Below are 17,010 nucleotides of genomic sequence, written 5' to 3'. Positions count from 1 at the left end.
CCGATGGCGTCGAGGCGAGGCAGAGGATCGTCCGGCGGGGCGCTGGTGCGCATCTGGCCGTTTGCCTGGCTCGTCGTGTTCTTCGCCCTGCCGTGCCTCCTGGTGCTGCGCATCAGCCTCTCGGAGGTGGCGACGGCGCAGCCGCCCTACCGCCCGGTGATCGACTGGTCGGCGGGGCTCGACGGCGTCCTGGCGGCGGCGGCGGAGCTCAGCCTCGACAACTTTCGCCTGCTGCTCGACGACGGCCTCTACTGGCAGTCGGCGCTGTCGTCGGTGCGGCTGGCGGCGACGGCCACACTGCTCCTGCTCGTCGTCGGCTACCCCATGGCCCATGCGGCCGCACGCCTGGCGAAGCGATGGCGCGAGATCGTCGTGATCCTCATCGTGCTGCCGTTCTGGACGAGCTTTCTCATCCGTGTCTACGCATGGATCGGCATTCTGAAGCCCGAGGGCCTGCTCAACACGGCCCTGCTGAAGGTCGGCATCATCGCGGCTCCACTCGAGATCCTCAATACGGAGACCGCCATCCTGATCGGGCTCGTTTATTCGTACCTGCCGTTCATGGTGCTGCCGCTCTACGCCACCCTGGAGAAGCTCGATGGGACGTTGATCGAGGCGGCGCAGGATCTTGGAGCGACGCCGACCAAGGCCTTCTGGGCCGTCACCGTGCCGCTGTCGTGGCCCGGCATCGTCGCCGGGACCCTGTTGTGCTTCATCCCCATGGTCGGCGAGTTCGTCATTCCCGATCTGCTCGGCGGCTCCGAGACGCTGATGATCGGGCGGACGCTGTGGAGCGAGTTCTTCGGCAATCGGGACTGGCCGTTGGCCTCGGCGGTGGCAGTGGTGCTGCTGGTGCTGCTCGTCGGCCCTATCGTCGTCTTCCGCGAGCTGGAGGCGCGCCGCTCCGCACCGGGGGCGGGCGGGCGCACGGGAGGGAGCTGATGCACCGCGGGAACGCATTCCGCACGGTGGTGCTGCTCCTCGGCCTCGGCTTTCTCTACCTGCCGATCGTGGTGCTGGTGATCTATTCGTTCAACGCCTCGCGCCTGGTGACGGTCTGGGGCGGCTTCTCTATCCAATGGTATGTGGCGCTGTTTGCCAACGCGCCGTTGATGGAGGCGGCCTGGACCAGCCTCAAGATCGCCACGCTGTCGGCAAGCCTGGCGACGGTGCTCGGCACATTGGCCGCTCTGGCGCTGGTCCGACATGGGCGATTTGGCGGCCGTTCGCTCTTCACGGGCCTGATCTACGCGCCCCTGGTCATGCCGGAGGTCATCGTCGGGCTGGCCTTGCTGCTGCTGTTCGTGTCCGTCGGCGCCGATCGCGGATTGTGGACCGTGGTCGTCGCCCATACGACGCTGACCCTGTGCTTCGCCACCGTGATCATCCAGGCGCGACTGGCGAGCTTCGACCGGGCGCTGGAAGAGGCGGCGATGGACCTCGGTTGTCCGCCCGCAAAGACGTTTTTCACCATCACGCTGCCGCTGATCGCGCCGGCCGTGGGAGCAGCCTTCCTGCTGGCCTTCACCCTGTCGCTCGACGATCTGGTGATCGCGAGCTTTACCACGGGGCCCGGCGCCACGACGTTGCCGATGCGCATCTACAGCCAGGTGCGGCTCGGCGTGACGCCCGAGATCAACGCCGCGTGCACCGTGCTCATCGCCTTCGTCGCCGTCGGCCTTGGCCTCTCCTTCATCCTGACGCGGAGCGGGGCCCGGCACCGGGACGAGGCCGCGGGCGAGGCGTCGGCGGATGCCGTCGCCGAGAGGCATGCCGAGGTGCGGTCATGACGAGCGCCGGAGGCGCAGATGCGCCGATTCGTCCGGCCTCCCCTTTGCACGCGACAATGATATAAACCTTACGGTAAGGTTAATGGCGACTTCGGCAACGGGAGCGTTGCAGAAGTGCCTCGCAGGCGGGGCGAAACGCCCGGCCGCTGCACTGGGGGAGTGCATTCGACCTGCGCCGCTTTAGGAAAAAAGGCGCCGGCAACTATCGGGGGGCGCGGCAGCGAGCCGGCTGAACGTCCTGGCCGGGGTTGAATGTTCGCGCGGCGTGCGATTAAGGTTCCTGCAACTAGGACAAATAGCCTTCATATTTGTCATTCTGCTGCTGAGGGTAGGCGAGCGATGATCGGTATTGGACAGCTCCTGAACAAGCGCACCTTTCCGCAGCAGACCGTCTCGACGCCGCCGAAGGAGCGCCTTCGGCTGCCGCAACAGCGTGAGTCCGGCGGCGAGCTGGTCGAGACCCAGGTTGCAAGCGAGGTTGAAGCCGTGCGTCCTGCGCCTCCGCCGCCGGACGCCACGCACGAGGCTGTCCGCTCGCAGCTGGCAGACTTCTCGCAGAGCTTGGGCTTTCTGACGCAGCTGAAGGGCTCGGCGTCGGAGCTCGAGCAGGCGATCGGCTCCATCCTCGACGATTTCGAGCGCACGCGCATCGAGCACGCCGCCATCAGCAAGGAGCTCAAGGCCGAGCGCTCGCATCGCGCCGGCCTTCTGCGCGATGCCGCCAAGGCGCAGGAGGAACTCCAGGCCGCTCTGCAACACCGCCTGCATCTGGAAGACACCGTCGAGCGCCACCAGCTGAATGCGCGGACGCTGGAATCCGACCTGTCGAGCGCGAACGAAGCGGCGACACTGCGGGAGGCGAAGCTCGCGGATGTCGAGCTCCAACTGGCCCAGGAGCACTCGGCCAAGGAGCAACTGACCGAGGAGGTGGCGTCCTACCGGGAGCGCTTTGAGGCAAGCCAGAACGCGCTCGCTCAGATGGAGACTGATCTGCGTAAGGAGACGCAGCAGACCTCTCTGCTCACCGAGGAGCTGGAGAACCTGAAGGTGGCGCTGGACGACGGCGGCCGCAAGCTGGCCAAGCGCGAGCGCGAGCTGTCCGAACTCAACAACGGCCACAAGTCCGCCCTGGCGCGTATCGCGGATCTGGAGGGCACGGCGGCCCAGACGGAGACGGCGCACAAGAACCAGATCAAGGATGTGAGCGAGAAGCTCGAGTTCTTCCAATCCCAGGCGTCGTCGCTCGAGGCCAAGCTGGCCGCCACGGCGTCGCGCGCGCAGGTGGCGGAGCAGTTGCTCGGCCAGGTTCGCGACGAGCTGAAGCAGAAGATAGACGGGCTGGCTGCGGCCGAGCGGCAACTCCTCAAGATCACGCTTGAGCGCAATGCCCTGGACAAGCGCGTCGCCGACTTGAGCAAGGAACGCGACAAGACCGAGGCGCGCTGGCAGGAGACCAACGAGATCAACAACAAGCTCGCCGAACGCAGCCACATGCTGGTCGCCAACTTCAATTCCAAGGAGCGCCAGTACGACACGATCCAGCAGCGTCTCACCGACATGACGCAGGAGCTCACCAGCGCGCGGGCGCAGATCCGCAACAACGAGCAGCGGTTCGATGCGCGTGTCGTCGAACTGACCTTCCAGCTCGAACAGGAGCGCATCGCCCGGCGTCTGGCCGAAAAATCGCTCGAGGTCTCGCGTCAGAACATCGAGGACTTGCGGCGGGACCTGTTCCACGCCCGCAGCCTGCGGAGCGGGTCGCCCCTGTCGGTCGTGCCGATGGACGACGGCGCCGCGCCGGTGGTCGGGCCGACCGCGATGCCGGATGAAGAGCCGGCCGAGACGGACGAGCCGACAGCGCCCAAGTCGGTCGCCGGGCCGGTCAATACCGCGGCCGAATAAGAGGCGCCGGCTCCGCGCCCCCTCCGGCGGTGCGTGCCGTCCTCCGCGGCGTGCCGCGGCGGCCGGGCCCGTCCCCGGCCGCACGCGCGCCGGCGATGCCGCCGGGCCGGTGAGATCGGCGGCTCTACCGCCACGTGCGTGTAGACCAGGGCGGAAAGCCGGCTATAAGGGGATCTGAGCCAGCGGATCATTGTCCGATTGCCGTCGTATGCTGTCCCGGTGACGAGATGATCCCGGTCTCATCAGAGCGAGACAAGAAGCTTATTCGGTATCTGAGCGTTCTTCGGGGTCACACGATCTCGTTCTGCCATGAAGGCAGCCGGAACGAGCAGCCGTTTCATAAGTTGACGGAAGTCTTTCGGCTGTTCGCGACGGAGCCGTGCTTCGTGACGTCGCCACTCATCGAACGAGACGGTCAGCGGTTTTTTCTGACCGAGCGAACGGTCTATTTCTTCAGGGGAGAGGGCGCTCAGGTCATCTCTGTCGTCCAGGATAAAAAGCCGGGAAAACTGTACGTCACTGAGCTGATTTGACCGTTGCGACGCGAGATGGCCCATCGATCGCCTGGTGGGGGGCCGCAACGCCGCGCCCGCTGCCCGACGCGACCGGGCGCCGAAGAAAACGGGCCCGCTATGCCGGGAGGCGGCCGACGGCTTGGCCCGAGCGCTTCGTTTTGCGCTGTGCCGAGGTCCCCGCCGTGCCGGAGCCGGCCGGGGGGCATGCCCTAAGGCGTCTTCTGCTGACTGGCAGGCGCGAGTAGAGGTGCTGCCGCCCCGGACCTGCGGATCAGTGCCTTCACGTCGGGGCCGACGCGCGGATCATCCCAACTGCCGAACAGCTCGAAGGGCAGCTCGGCCGAGGCTGGCCTGAGGCTGCCCGGCTGCGGCGCGACGGTGCCGCTGAGGGCAAGCGTCCGATCGGCGACCGACATCTGTCCCGCGAGCGTCGCCTTCATGCTGGCGGTCGATACGGTGGCATCGTTCAGCTCGATGACGCCGCCGGCGATCGCGAGCGACAGCCCCGCCTGTTCGAACGAGGTCCGGCCGCCACGCCAGTCGGACGCGGCCGACAACGGTCGTCGCTCGGCACGCCGCAGCAATTCGCTGAAGTCGATGCCGACAATTTCGCCCTGCCTGACGACGACGTTGGCGCGCCCGCTCAGCGAGCGGGCCAGATCCATGACGGAGCTGCCGCTCGCCTCGGCAACGATCTGCATCGAGCCGATGCCACCGACCCGCCGCATGTCGAAGGCGTCGCTGAGCGCTCCGGCGAGGTCGACGCGTTCCATCACGCCCTGAAGCCGCGCGTCGATGCCGCTCTCCGCCGGCTGCAGAATCAAGCGGCCCTTGACGTTGCCGCGATAGGCCGAGGCGCGGCTGAGCGTGATCTCGAACCGGCCGCTCCGCAGCATGATGCTGCTTGCCAGGTCCTCCATGGCGAAGCGGCCGAGCGTCGCGCGCGATGCCGAGATCCGCAGATCCAGTTCGCTGCCGAGCATGGCGCTCCGCTCGATCTGATCGCGGGTCCAGGCGCGGTCACTGTCGAGGCGCGGCGTCAACGGGCGGGCAAAGCGCGACAGGTCGAGCGCGTCCGCCGCAAGCGTCCCGGACAGAGCAATGCGCCCACCGTCGACCCGGGCGGACACGGCGCCCTCCATCTGATCGTTGCCCACGACCACGGTCGCCGCCGAGATCGCCAGCCCGCGCGGCGACAGCGTGGTTGCTCCCGAGACCGAGAAGGCATCGACCAACTGGGCGAACGGGAGTCCCGCGCCGATCCAGCGATCGACATCCGCCAGGGAGTCGGTGCCGCAGGTGACCTGGCCGTCGAAGCGCGTGCCGCCCTGGGAGAGCGTGCCACGGCCGACCAGAGAGAGCCCCTCCGCCTTCACCCGCAGCGTGAATTCACTGTCACGGCCTGTGCTCAGCCGAGTGGGATTGAGGCCCGCGAACAGCACATCGACCGCGCGTCCAGCGTAGGAGAATTGGCCCGCAGCGCCGATAGCGCTCGCCGAATCCGGCCAGGCGAAGACGACATTCACATCCTTCAGGCGGTCGCTGGCGCCATTCGACCGCTCGAACGAGACGGTCCCGCCGACCACCACCAGCCGCGGCACGTGGGGATAGCGGCCGACGACGCTGGCCCCCGCGGTCCGCGTCAGGCGATCGAGCCACTGTTGCCACGCCTCGACCGGTTGTGCCTCGCTCATCACGTTCAGCGTCGGCTCGAACAGCGTGACGTCAGAGAGCTCGAGCTCGCCACGTAGCAGCGGCAGCAGCCTGACCTCACCGCGGAACTGGGACGTCCGTAGTCGGACGCGGCCGTCCTCGGAGCGCAGCGCCACCTCTTCCATCTTGATGCGCGGTGCCGGCAAGAAGGCGAGGGTGGTGCGTCCCTCGACCGCGAGGTCGAGGCCGGTGAGCGCCTTGACGTGCTTGCCGATGCGTTGGCTGGCATAGTCGTTCGCAAGCGTCCACGGCGCCATCCCGATGCCCAGGAGCGCGAGGCAGGCGAAGGCAATCAATAGAACGCTGCGTCTTCGCATTTGACCTTGCGGGTTGGCGGCGGCGAGCGGGTGCGACTCGCATCGATGGCGCCACTATGCGGCATCAAGCGGCGCAAAACGTCAGAACTGTGTCGGCGCCCGCTTTATCCCACGCTTAGCACACGTTAAGACGGCAATCCCTGTGCAGCGCAACATCGCGGCGGGGGCTGCGCTGTCTCATGGCGCTCGCAGCAAAAATGAGCGATCGTGTCGAGCGCTCCATCCTTGGGAGAAACTGATGCGGAAGGTATATCGGGACGCGGTCGAAGCCCTCGCCGGTCTGCTCAGGGACGACATGGTGATCATGTCCGGCGGCTTCGGCCTGTGCGGCATACCCGATACGTTGATCGACGCCGTCAGAGCCTCGGGCGTCAAGGGGCTGACGGTGATCTCCAACAACGCAGGCGTCGACGGCGCCGGGCTCGGCCTGCTGCTGGAAACGCGGCAGATCCGCAAGATGATCTCGTCCTACGTGGGCGAAAACAAGCTGTTCGCGCAGCAGTACCTCGCCGGCGAGCTGGAGCTGGAGTTCAATCCGCAAGGCACGCTGGCGGAGCGCATCCGCGCCGGCGGCGCCGGCATCCCGGCTTTCTTCACCAGGACCGGTGTCGGCACCATCATCGCGGACGGCAAAGACGTCCGCGAATTCGACGGCGAGAGCTATGTGATGGAGCGCGGGCTGGTGGCCGACGTCGCCCTCGTCCACGCCTGGAAGGCGGATGCCGAGGGCAATCTCGTCTACCGCAAGACGGCGCGCAACTTCAACCCGATGATGGCCACCGCCGGCCGCGTCACGGTTGCCGAGGTCGAGCATCTGGTCGAGCCGGGCGAGATCGAAGCGGACCACGTCGTTACGCCGGGCGTCTACGTGCAGCGCATCGTGCACGTGCCCGACCCCGCCAAGCGCATCGAACAGCGCACCACCCGTCCTCGTCCGTGACCTGAGGAGGCATCATGCCCTGGACCCGAGAACAAATGGCCGCCCGCGCCGCCAAGGAACTGCGCGACGGCTTCTACGTCAATCTGGGCATCGGCATACCGACCCTGGTGTCCAACTACATTCCGGACGGCATGAACGTTCAGCTGCAGAGCGAGAACGGGATGCTCGGCATGGGGCCATTTCCCTATGAGGGGGAAGAGGATCCGGATCTGATCAACGCCGGCAAGCAGACCATCACCGAACTGCCGACCACCAGCTACTTCTCCAGCGCCGACAGTTTCGCGATGATCCGCGGCGGCCACATCGACCTGTCGATCCTGGGCGCCATGCAAGTTGCCGCGAACGGTGATCTCGCCAATTGGATGATCCCCGGCAAGATGGTGAAGGGCATGGGCGGCGCCATGGATCTGGTCGCCGGCGTCAAGAAGGTCGTGGTGGTGATGGAACACACGGCCAAGGCGAAGGACGGCTCGACCGAGGCGAAGTTGCTCAAGACCTGCACCCTGCCGCTGACGGGCGCCGGCGTCGTCGACATGGTCATCACCGACCTCGCCGTGTTCAACGTCGCGCCGGAGGGCCTGAAGCTCATCGAGCTCGCCGAAGGCGTCAGCGAGGCCGAGGTCAGGGCCAACACGGAAGCCGACTACCAGGTCTCTCTGTCGAACGCCTAGGGGCACGATCCAAAAAGCCGGCACCGGCTTTGGGCAAGATCACGCTCAAATCAAAGACTTAGGGCGGGATGCTGATTCAAAGAAAAATCATCCCGCTCTGGAGCGTTTTCGAGCGAAGTGGACGCCGGTTCGCGTGAAGAAAACGCGACAAATCAAGCAGATATAGCATTTCGGCGATTCGAAGAAACGCTGAAATACTCTAGCGCATTTCGCCAGTGGATTGGATCATCCAATGGCGCAAAGATGCTCATAACCTTATGGGTCCGAAGTGCCTGCGAAGAGGGCCCTGGGCGGGCCGACCAGGTCGGGCTCGGCCTCGTACAAAGACACGATCGCGTCGGCGAGCTCGACATCGCGCAGTCTACGCTTTGGGGCGATGGCATCATCCATCACCTGCATCGCATCGTCACCCATGGGATAGCACGCCCTGCGCAAAGGCCGGAACGTTACGGCATGGCCGGGGCGTGCGCGACGGCTTCGCGCGTGCCCGCCGAAGGGCAAGCGCATGGTTCCTTTGGGGACGGCACCAGCGTGAGGAGATTTGACCACCGCGGCTCTCGGCGCTCTCGGTGTTCTCGGCGCATTCGGGAAAGCAGATCGCCCTGGAGGCGGTTCGCCCGTCGCTGCTTGTGGAGCGCTTTGCGATCAGGCGGGCCTCTTCCGCAGCCGAAAGCAAGGCGCTCCGAGTTCAAACGTCCGAGGCATATCTAGCGGGCCAGCGCCTATCGTGGGCTGGATGGCCGCGACGACACGGCGACCAGAATGGTCACCGGAAGCCCAGGAGGGTGCGCGCCTTCGCCCACAGCTCGCCAACGCTCGTCCGATGCGCAAGGGAACGGGCCCGGGCCGCTATCATTTGTGACGTCACGCTGCCGAAATAGTGGCAGTCGCACAGTAGATGGTGGGCCTCTCCGGGGTTCAACATGAAGAAGGTGATTGCGTCGCCGAAGCGATCACCCGCTAATCCGCGGCGGCGCAGATCGGGGTCGGCATAGGCCACTGTCAGGGGTGAATCGTCCGTGCGCATGCGCATGCGCTCGCCGTGTGGGACGAATTCCACGCGCGCGAGTAGCCGGATGGGGCCTTCATAGCTCTCGAGCACGGCGGCGAAGCGCTCGAGACGTTCCCTGCGGATCGCCCACGGAGACTTCTGCGTCTCCAGCTTGAACGCAACGACATTCACCTCGTCCCTGATCTCGTCCAGTGATGTGTGCTTCATCTCTCTCTCCTCGGCGACACAGAGGCCCGCCGCGCGACATCTGGACGGGCCTCTCGACCGTTAGGCCGTCATCGGGCCGCGGTCTGATGCGGCGGGTGGCGCTGGTACATCATCCAGATCTCCGCCGCGGCGAGGATCGTGACCAACGCGCCGATCACGACGTGAACCGTCATGGCCTGCTCCCCGAAGCCCAGCAGCCAGGGCGAGGCGAGCACCCACAGGCCCACGATCAGGTTCAGCCACTCTTCCCACACGGCGTAGGCGGCCAGTGCGGCGAGTGACAGCGCGGCGATCACGATGCCGGCGATGTAGGCGTTCTGCGACGCGATCCCTTCCGGGAAGGCGAACAGCCAGGGTGAGAAGAACAAGATCGCTCCAAGCACCAGATTGGCGACGTCGCACATCTTGGCATTTGTCCATTCGCTCATGGTGTCCTCCTCTCGGCCGCCGGGAACGCGACCCGGCCGGCCGTCGTCATGCCGCCGCGCGCTGGCCGACCATGATGATCATGGCGGCGGGGCCGGTCAGGCATTCTGTCGAGCTTCAGGTATGAGAGCTTGTAGCGCCCGCTCGCCACACGCGCCTCGATCGGCGCGGTAACTTGGCAGGGCGGGCACGAGCCCCCGCGGCTCGCTGGGGCGCTCTGCCTCGGTCCCGGGCGCGGCGACGCCATGCCTGCCAGGCGCGGCGAGACGCGACCGGGTCGGCCGTCGATGCCGGCCCGCCGTCGGAATGCAGCGATATTGCGAACGCTGGCGCTTGTCATGGTGAACGTCCTGCGCACCGCTCTGCGCCAGGCCGGGGCCGATGGGCTCCTCACACACCTGACGCCGCGCGATGCGGCGGAAAGGGTCACCGCTTCTGGCGCTCGGCCCACTAAAACGCGTGGCTCAAGACGCCCCACGGAACAACGAACAGGCCAAGGCGCGGGTTCCCGCCGTCATTTCTTTTTGCTTGGGCGTCAGTGGACCAACAGAGGCGCGCACCGTACGGCGCGCGTCACCGCGCCCTCCGATTGCCGCGGCGGGGTGTGCTTCCCAGGTGTTGGCAAGTTGCGGCGGCTCGGTCCGGAGTGCGGTCGAGCTTACCGCCCGATCAGTGAGATGGCCGATCGGGCAGCGGGCGCCTCCGGGGCGGCAGCCGCCGGACGTGCCGGTGCGGCACGCCGTGACGGGCGCCGCGCCCTCAGGCCACCTTGACGATCCGCTTGCCGCGGTTCTCACCGGAGAGCAGGCCGATCAGGGCCTGCGGCAGATGCTCGAGGCCGACGAGCACGTCCTCCTGGACCTTCAGCTTGCCGGCGGCGACCCAGGACTTCAGGTCCGCCGCCGCGACCGCCGCGTCGGCCTGGAAATCCATGACGATGAAGCCTTCCATACGCAGGCGTTTGACGACGAGCAGCCCGGGAACCCCGCGCACGCCGCGCGGCGTCGCCGTGTCGTATTGGGAGACTGCCCCGCAACAGGCGATGCGGCCCTTCATGTTCATGCGAAACAGCACGGCCTCCAGCACGTCGCCGCCGACGTTGTCGAAATAGACGTCGATGCCCTTGGGCGTGGCCGCCTTGAGCTGCTTGTGGAAATCGCCGGCCTTGTAGTCGACGGCGCCATCGAAGCCGAGTTCGTCCACCAGCCAGCGGCATTTCTCGGCTCCACCGGCGATCCCGACCACGTGGCAGCCCTTGATCTTGGCGATCTGGCCGACGAGCGAGCCGACCGAGCCGGCGGCCGCGGACACGACGACGGTCTCGCCGGCGACGGCACGCGCGACCTTGAGGAGGCCGAAGTAGGCCGTCGGGCCGGAAACGGCGTAGAGGCTGAGCAGATGCGTGAGCGGCTCGACACGCGCGAGCTTGGTCAGCGCCTCGGCCGGCAGCGCGGCATACTCCTGCCATCCCGTATCGGCGAAGACGACGTCGCCTACCGCGAAGCCCGATGCCTTGCTTTCGATCACCTCCGCCAGGGCACCGCCGGCCATGACGGTGCCGGCTTCCACTGCATTGCGATAGGTCGCGCCCTGCATCCAGGCACGGTTGGCCGCGTCGAGGCCGACATACAGCACCTTGAGCAGCACCTCACCGGCCTTGGGCGCGGGGACGGTAGCCTCGGCGAGGTGGAAGTGCTCCGGGCCGAGCTTGCCCTTGGGAGTCTCGACGAGATGAATCTGGCGGTTGGCGACCATGGGTACCTCCGGTTGCAATGGCCCAGCTTCGATGGCTGCGGTCCACATGAAAACGGCAGCGCAATGCGCTGCCGCCTCTTCTTCAAGCGACTAGGGACGCTTGTCGACGAATCCCGACAGCTGGCTCACAGCCGCTCGATGATCGTCACATTGGCGAGGCCACCGCCCTCACACATGGTCTGCAGGCCATAGCGCTTGTTGCGCGCCTTGAGCGCATGCACCAACGTGGTCATCAGCTTGGCGCCCGAGCAGCCGAGCGGATGGCCGAGCGCGATGGCGCCGCCATTGACGTTGAGCCGCTCGGGATCGGCGCCGGTCTCCTTGAGCCAGGCCACCGGCACCGAGGCAAACGCCTCGTTGACCTCGAAGAGATCGATGTCGTCGATCTTCATGCCCGCCTTCTGCAGGGCGAGCTTGGTGGCCGGGAGCGGCGTCTCCAGCATGATCACCGGATCGCCGCCGATGACGGTGAGGTGGTGGATGCGCGCCATCGGCGTCAGGCCGAGCGACTTCAAGCCCTGCTCGTTGACAACGAGGATGGCGGCGGAGCCGTCGCAGATCTGGCTGGAGGTCGCCGCGGTGATGGCGCCACCCTCCTGGAGCAGCTTGACGCTCTTGATCGCCTCGAGGCTGGCGTCGAAACGGATGCCCTCGTCGACCGTGTGCTGCTCCTTGGCGCCCTCGGCCGTGGTGAATTCGAGCGGCACGATCTCGTCGTTGAAAGCGCCCGCCTTGGTGGCGCGGATCGCCTTCTGGTGGGAATTGTAGCCGAACTCGTCGAGCTGATCCTTGGTCAGGCCGTGCTTCTTGACGATCATCTCGGCGCCGGCGAACTGGGAGAAGTGGACGCCGGGATAACGGGCCTCCATCCTGGGGCCCTTGTAGTTGCCGAAGCCGCTCTTCTCCGGCAGCAGCGAGGGCATGCCCATCGGCACGCGCGACATGCTCTCGACGCCGCCGGCGACGACCACGTCCATGGTGCCCGACATCACCGCCTGGGCGGCAAAGTGCAGCGCCTGCTGGGCCGAGCCACACTGGCGGTCCACCGACGTCGCCGGCACGCTCTCGGGCAGGCGCGACGACGAGACGACGTTGCGGGCCACGTTCACCGACTGCTCGCCGGCCTGCGAGACGCAGCCGAAGATCACGTCGTCGATGCGGGCCGGATCGATCCCCGTGCGGTCGAGCAGCGCGTCGATGGCGGCGGCGCCGAGATCGGCGGGATGCCAGTCCTTGAGGCGCCCGCCCTTGCGGCCTCCCGCAGTGCGGGCCGCGGCGACGATGTAAGCTTCAGCCATATCTTCACTCCCAATGGGCGTCGTCGCCCTCAGTAGATGGTGCTGGATCCGATGCGGCACTGAGCCGTCGGGTCTGCGGCGCCTGCATCAACCGGTCGCGCCACTCGTCGCGATCGGGCGTGGCGCCCCACAACCCCGGAGCGCGCCTCGGCCGGATGGAACCGCCCGATCGGGAAGCGCTCGAGCCTCAAAGACTTAGAGCATTCATGTCCGCTCAGATGATGCCATTTGAGCAAGACAAGCTCCGGCGTGTCGACGGGCTTCGGCCGGCCCCTGACGTCGCGTGTAGCTCCACGATCGAGATCTGTCCACCGCATGCACTTGAAATTCTAACGATCGTTTGGTCAATGTTGTCAAGCGACGCCTGGGGGGCCAAAACGGCTCGGCGGATGCCGGCCCCGCGGGGCCGGGGCCGCACGGTTCCCACGGGCGATCCGACGGGTTAGGAAGCGCCAGGCCGATGCCCCGTCGAACCCCGTTCGCGAGGGCCTGGCTGGCAGGAGGAAACGACAATGGATTTCAACATTCCGCCCGAGCTGCAGGCCTATCTCGGCGTTCTCGACAAATTCATCGAGGACGAGATCAAGCCGCTGCAGAACGCCGACGACAACAACCGCTTCTTCGATCATCGACGCGAGTGGGCACGGACCGACTTCGACAACGGCGGCCTGCCGCGCCACGAGTGGGAGGATCTGCTGAAGCAGGCCAAGCGGCTGGCCGACAAGGCCGGGCACTTCCGCTATGCGCTGCCCAAGGAGTTCGGCGGCCAGGACGGCACCAACCTGGGCATGGCGATCATCCGCGAGCATTTCGCGAGCAAGGGGCTCGGCCTGCACAACGATCTGCAGAACGAGCACTCGATCGTCGGCAACCAGCCGATCGTGCTGATTCTGCGCGACTTCGGCACGGCCGAGCAGAAGCAGGATCTCATCCCCAAGCTGCTCGACGGTCGCGCCCGCATCACCTTTGGTCTGACCGAGCCCGATCACGGCTCGGATGCCACCCACATGGAGACCCGCGCCGTGGCTGAGACGCGTGACGGCGTTTCGGGCTGGCGCATCGATGGCCGCAAGATGTGGATCACGGGCATGCACGTGGCGACGCACTGCATGTGCTTCGCGCGCAGCAGCGGCAACGACGGCGACGCCAACGGCATCACCGCCTTCCTGGTGCCGGCGCGCGACCCGGGCATCGTCATCGAAGAGTATATGTGGACGTTCAACATGCCGACCGACCATCCTCGGCTCAGCATCACCAACGTCTGGGTGCCCGACAGCGCCATCCTCGGCCCGCTCAACGGCGGCCTCGCGCTGGCGCAGCACTTCGTGCACGAGAACCGGATCCGCCAAGCGGCTTCCTCGCTGGGCGCTGCCGTCTACTGCATCAACGAGTCGGTGGCCTACGCCCGCCAACGCAAGCCCTTTGGCGAGGCCCTGGCCGTCAACCAGGCGATCCAGTTTCCGCTCGTCGAGCTCGCCACGCAGGCCGAAATGCTGCGCCAGCTGATCCGCAAGACCGCCTGGGAAATGGACCAGATGTCCAAGCCGGACGTCGCCAAGCGGCTCTCCGACAAGGTGTCGATGTGTAACTATTGGGCCAACCGGCTGTGCTGCGAGGCGGCCGATCGGGCCATGCAGGTGCACGGCGGCATCGGCTATTCGCGCCACAAGCCGTTCGAGCACATCTATCGCCACCACCGCCGCTACCGCATCACCGAGGGGTCGGAAGAGATCCAGATGCGCAAGATCGCCGGCCACCTGTTCGGCTTCATGGGGCCGCGCAAGGCCGAGTTCGAGGCTCTCGATCGGGCATCGGCTGCAACCCGCGCGGCAGCCGAGTAGATGACGGACCAGGCTCCGGGCCCGCAGCCGGCGCTGGCGGGCAAGCTCCAGCGCATCGTCGCCCGCCATATCGGCGGGCGCGGCGAGATCCTCAGTCTGCGCCGCCTCACCGGTGGCGCGACCAAGGAAACCTGGGCATTCACCAGTGAGATCGAAGGCGCCCAGCGCGCCTTCATCCTCCAACTCACCCGCGCGGCGCCGGCACATGCGGCGGATGATCCGCGCTCCGGCATGCCGCGCGTGTCGGGGGGCGACGAGACCGCGATGATGCAGGCCGGCATGGCGGCCGGCGTGCCGACGCCGCCGGTACGTGTGGTGCTCGGCGACGATGACGGCCTCGGCTCCGGCCACATCACCGACTTCGTCGAGGGCGAGACCATCGCCCGCAAGATCCTGCGCGAGCCCGATTATGCGCCGCTGCGGCAGCGCTTCGCATATCAATGCGGCGAGGCCGTGGGCCGCCTGCACGCAATCGATCCCAAGGGCCTGCCTTTCCTGGTGCGCTTCGATGCCGAGCCGCAGGTCGCCAAGTACAAGGAGATCTATCGCGGCTACGGCGCCCCCATTCCGGCCCTGGACGTGGCGTTCAGCTGGGCGGAGGCCAATCTGCCGCGTGGTGGCGAGCCGTCGGTCGTGCACGGCGACTTCCGCATGGGCAACATCATCTGCGGGCCGGATGGCATCCGCGCCGTGCTCGATTGGGAACTTGCCTGCCTGGGCGATCCGGTCGCCGATTTGGGCTGGCTGTGCACCAAGACATGGCGCTTCGGCGGCCCCCATCCGGTGGGCGGCGTCGGCTCGCGGGAGGATCTGATCGCCGGCTATGAACAGGCGAGCGGCCGCACCGTCCACCGCGATCACCTGGCCTTCTGGGAGGCCTGGGGCTCCGTGAAGTGGGGGGTGATGTGCCTGCTCAAGGGCCAGGCCCACAGGCGCGAGGCCGCCGAGCGCACGGTCGAGGCGTTCGCCATCGGCCGGCGCATGGAAGAGCCGCTCTACGATTTCTATGACATCCTCACGGGGAGGGCCTGAGCATGCCGTCCAGCCTGCCGCCCGCGGCGGATCTCGTCGCCATTGTGCGCGAGTTCATGGAGCGTGACATCCTGCCCGGTGCCAAGGATGCCATGTGGTTCAATGTCAAAGTAGCGACCAACCTGCTGGCGACGGTCGAGCGCGAGCTGCGCCAAGGCGCGCAGCTCGATGCCGCCGAGGACGTGCGCCTGCGACAGTTCGTCGATGGCGGCAGCCGCGAAGAGCGCGTCGCCGCCTTATCCGAGGCGATCCGTACGGGTCGGCTCGACTGGCAGAGCGAGGGGCTCGCCGAGCATCTGCGCCAGACCTGCGCCGAGGCGCTGGCAGTCAACAATCCGAAATGGGTCGGCTGAGCGCCCGGCCCGAGACGAGAGATAAAGGGAGATCGACAATGGCAGGAACAAGTGGTGCGGCGACGGGTCCGCTGAAGGGCATTCGCGTCATCGAATTCGCCGGTATCGGGCCGGGGCCGTTCGCCGCCGGCATGCTCGGCGACATGGGCGCCGATGTCATCCGTCTCGATCGCAAAGGGTCGACGTTCACCGCCCAGAAGTTCGCCGGCCGCGGCCGCCGGGTCGTCGACGTCGATCTGAAGGACAAGGGCAGCATCGACGCGGTGCTCGAGCTGCTCGCCAGCGCCGACGCGCTGATCGAAGGGTTCCGCCCCGGCGTGATGGAGCGCCTCGGCCTCGGGCCGGACGTGGTGCTGGCCCGCAATCCGCGGCTGGTCTATGGCCGCATGACCGGCTGGGGCCAGGAGGGCCCACTCGCGCTGGCTGCCGGCCACGACATCAACTACATCTCGATCACCGGCGCCCTGGCCGCCATGGGCCCGGCGGCCGGGCCTCCTATGCCGCCGCTCAACCTGGTCGGCGATTTCGGTGGCGGCGCGCTCTACCTCGTCGTTGGCGTCCTCGCCGGCATCGTCGAGGCCCAGCGCACGGGCAAGGGCCAGGTGGTCGACGCCGCCATGTGCGACGGCGCCGTCTCGCTGATGCAGATGTTCTACGAGATGTCCGCCGCCGGCCGCTGGAACGAGCGGCGCGAGGCCAACCTCCTGGACGGTGGAGCGCATTTCTACGGCGCTTTCGAATGCGCCGACGGCCAGTTCGTGTCGATCGGCTCCATCGAGCCGCAGTTCTACGCGCTGCTGCGCCAGATCGCTGGGCTCGAGGACGCCGATTTCGACGCTCAGCTCGACCAATCGAAGTGGCCGGCCCTGCGCGAGAAGATCGCCAAGGTGTTCAAGACCAAGACCCGCGCCGAGTGGTGCAAGCTGATGGAAGGCACCGACGTCTGCTTCGGGCCGGTGCTCACCATGAGCGAGGCGATGACGTATCCGCACCTCACCGAACGCGGCACCTTCGTGGAGGTGAACGGCGTCACCCAGCCGGCACCGGCACCGCGCTTCTCGCGTACCCCGTCGTCGATCCGCCCCGTCGAGACGGCGGCGCTCGGCGATGTCGTGAGCGAGTGGTCGCGCGCCAAGACTGCGGCCGAGTAGGGCCGGCTGCGAGAAGACCTCTCTTGGAGGACGGCTTGCCGCCCCCCGATCCGCTTGCGCAGTGAGGGGGCCGACGGCACGACCGAG

Annotated in this window: 16 protein-coding genes; 9 read left to right on the top strand and 7 right to left on the bottom strand. The window is 66.9% G+C overall.

The genetic code is table 11. The annotated features are described in order from the left end of the window. Window positions 1-3 precede the first annotated feature (3 nt). The 3 genes from IEW34_RS07490 (at window position 4) to IEW34_RS07480 (ending at window position 3,692) form a co-directional block, all read left to right on the top strand. A complete protein-coding gene (locus IEW34_RS07490) occupies window positions 4-942 on the top strand; it encodes an ABC transporter permease (RefSeq protein ID WP_188608509.1) in 939 nt (312 codons plus the stop codon). Beyond that, a complete protein-coding gene (locus IEW34_RS07485) occupies window positions 942-1,790 on the top strand; it encodes an ABC transporter permease (protein WP_188608508.1) in 849 nt (282 codons plus the stop codon). The genes IEW34_RS07490 and IEW34_RS07485 overlap by 1 nt, the downstream gene beginning before the upstream one ends. Before the next feature lie 339 nt (window positions 1,791-2,129). Beyond that, complete coding sequence (locus IEW34_RS07480) at window positions 2,130-3,692, top strand: hypothetical protein (protein WP_188608507.1); 1,563 nt, start codon at window positions 2,130-2,132, stop codon at window positions 3,690-3,692. A 242-nt stretch (window positions 3,693-3,934) separates the two neighbouring features. On the opposite strand, the gene IEW34_RS07475 is transcribed toward IEW34_RS07480, so the two are convergent. Together IEW34_RS07475 and IEW34_RS07470 are read right to left on the bottom strand one after the other, a co-directional pair. After that, window positions 3,935-4,249, bottom strand: a complete 315-nt coding sequence (locus IEW34_RS07475; RefSeq protein WP_188608506.1) for a hypothetical protein — start codon at window positions 4,247-4,249, stop codon at window positions 3,935-3,937. A gap of 167 nt (window positions 4,250-4,416) precedes the next feature. Next, the gene (locus IEW34_RS07470) at window positions 4,417-6,237 is read right to left on the bottom strand and encodes an AsmA family protein (RefSeq protein ID WP_188608505.1); all 1,821 of its coding nucleotides are present in this window, start codon (window positions 6,235-6,237) and stop codon (window positions 4,417-4,419) included. 238 nt (window positions 6,238-6,475) lie between these two features. Between IEW34_RS07470 and IEW34_RS07465 the strand changes: the two genes are divergently transcribed. Together IEW34_RS07465 and IEW34_RS07460 are read left to right on the top strand one after the other, a co-directional pair. Then, the gene (locus IEW34_RS07465) at window positions 6,476-7,177 is read left to right on the top strand and encodes a CoA transferase subunit A (protein WP_188608504.1); all 702 of its coding nucleotides are present in this window, start codon (window positions 6,476-6,478) and stop codon (window positions 7,175-7,177) included. A 14-nt stretch (window positions 7,178-7,191) separates the two neighbouring features. Next, window positions 7,192-7,848: a CoA transferase subunit B gene (locus tag IEW34_RS07460; RefSeq protein ID WP_188608503.1), complete on the top strand. Its 657-nt coding sequence runs from the start codon at window positions 7,192-7,194 to the stop codon at window positions 7,846-7,848. Between the two features lie 255 nt (window positions 7,849-8,103). Here IEW34_RS07460 and IEW34_RS07455 read toward each other — a convergent pair whose 3' ends face one another. The 5 genes from IEW34_RS07455 to IEW34_RS07435 all read right to left on the bottom strand — a co-directional run bounded on the left by IEW34_RS07455 (window position 8,104) and on the right by IEW34_RS07435 (window position 12,546). Continuing rightward, window positions 8,104-8,262 (bottom strand): hypothetical protein, encoded by a 159-nt coding sequence (locus IEW34_RS07455; RefSeq protein ID WP_188608502.1) that lies wholly within the window; start codon window positions 8,260-8,262, stop codon window positions 8,104-8,106. Between the two features lie 352 nt (window positions 8,263-8,614). After that, window positions 8,615-9,067: a hypothetical protein gene (locus tag IEW34_RS07450; protein WP_188608501.1), complete on the bottom strand. Its 453-nt coding sequence runs from the start codon at window positions 9,065-9,067 to the stop codon at window positions 8,615-8,617. A gap of 68 nt (window positions 9,068-9,135) precedes the next feature. Continuing rightward, a complete protein-coding gene (locus IEW34_RS07445) occupies window positions 9,136-9,495 on the bottom strand; it encodes an SPW repeat protein (protein WP_188608500.1) in 360 nt (119 codons plus the stop codon). A 757-nt stretch (window positions 9,496-10,252) separates the two neighbouring features. Further along, window positions 10,253-11,248, bottom strand: a complete 996-nt coding sequence (locus tag IEW34_RS07440; protein ID WP_188608499.1) for an NADP-dependent oxidoreductase — start codon at window positions 11,246-11,248, stop codon at window positions 10,253-10,255. Window positions 11,249-11,373: 125 nt separating this feature from the next. Continuing rightward, entirely contained in the window at window positions 11,374-12,546 is a 1,173-nt protein-coding gene (locus IEW34_RS07435) for an acetyl-CoA C-acetyltransferase (RefSeq protein ID WP_188608498.1), read from the bottom strand. Between the two features lie 512 nt (window positions 12,547-13,058). On the opposite strand from IEW34_RS07435, the gene IEW34_RS07430 reads away from it, so the two are divergent. Genes IEW34_RS07430 through IEW34_RS07415 form a run of 4 tightly spaced genes read left to right on the top strand, consistent with a single transcriptional unit; the run spans window position 13,059 to window position 16,923 of the window. Beyond that, window positions 13,059-14,387 carry an acyl-CoA dehydrogenase family protein gene (locus IEW34_RS07430; RefSeq protein WP_188608497.1) on the top strand — a complete coding sequence of 443 codons (1,329 nt, stop codon included), beginning with the start codon at window positions 13,059-13,061 and terminating at the stop codon, window positions 14,385-14,387. Next, on the top strand, window positions 14,388-15,419 hold the full coding sequence (locus IEW34_RS07425) for a phosphotransferase family protein (protein ID WP_188608496.1): 1,032 nt from the start codon (window positions 14,388-14,390) through the stop codon (window positions 15,417-15,419). 2 nt (window positions 15,420-15,421) lie between these two features. Continuing rightward, the gene (locus tag IEW34_RS07420; protein ID WP_188608495.1) at window positions 15,422-15,772 is read left to right on the top strand and encodes a DUF6285 domain-containing protein; all 351 of its coding nucleotides are present in this window, start codon (window positions 15,422-15,424) and stop codon (window positions 15,770-15,772) included. Between the two features lie 38 nt (window positions 15,773-15,810). Beyond that, entirely contained in the window at window positions 15,811-16,923 is a 1,113-nt protein-coding gene (locus IEW34_RS07415) for a CaiB/BaiF CoA transferase family protein (RefSeq protein ID WP_188608494.1), read from the top strand. Window positions 16,924-17,010: the final 87 nt, after the last annotated feature.

The sequence above is a fragment of the Chelatococcus reniformis genome, assembly GCF_014640075.1.
Lineage (GTDB): Bacteria > Pseudomonadota > Alphaproteobacteria > Rhizobiales > Beijerinckiaceae > Camelimonas > Camelimonas reniformis.
This window is presented reverse-complemented; position numbering and strand designations above follow the sequence as displayed.